Below are 524 nucleotides of genomic sequence, written 5' to 3'. Positions count from 1 at the left end.
CAAATGCTTATTGCTTTTGAGTTTGTGTGCAAGACCTTGAAAATCCGGCTGGTCGTAGGACAGTGTGCGCTTGCTGCGGCCGTCGCTGAATCGCTCATCGAACCATCCCGGTGGAAGCTGACGGAACGTCTCTAAACTCAGTGACTCCTCAGCGATGATCTTCTTTGCGCGGGATACTTCTCGTCGTGAACACCCCAATGCATGTGTGATCTGTGCGTAGCTTGCACCGCCAAGGCACATCGCGACGATTTGTTTGAAGTTGGCCACAAAGACCGGCTCCTTCCAAGTAGAGGTTGACGCGGCACCATCGAAGTACGGCGCCGCCAACATCAACTATGAAAGAAACCCCCTCGCAGTACCGGGTACGTGGAACACCGGTACCAACTACGCGGACTCGCGGTACCAACTACCCCAAATCGACAGCGACAAGCCCGCGAAGTCGTCGACCTGTTAGAACCAAAGTTCCCGCATGTTGCGGCCTATCTAGAAGAGTCGCTCGATGACGTGTTGGCGTTTACCGCAGC

1 pseudogene is annotated in these 524 nt (G+C 54.8%); it reads right to left on the bottom strand.

Going from position 1 to position 524, the window contains the following annotated elements:
• A pseudogene (locus tag HMPREF2656_RS12395) lies at window positions 1-267 on the bottom strand (helix-turn-helix domain-containing protein); the annotation flags it as partial.
• Window positions 268-524: the final 257 nt, after the last annotated feature.

Origin of the sequence: Corynebacterium sp. HMSC034B08, from assembly GCF_001835805.1 — a bacterium.
Lineage (GTDB): Bacteria > Actinomycetota > Actinomycetes > Mycobacteriales > Mycobacteriaceae > Corynebacterium > Corynebacterium coyleae.
The sequence above is the reverse complement of the archived record's forward strand: the minus strand, read 5'-3'. Positions and strand labels throughout refer to the sequence as shown.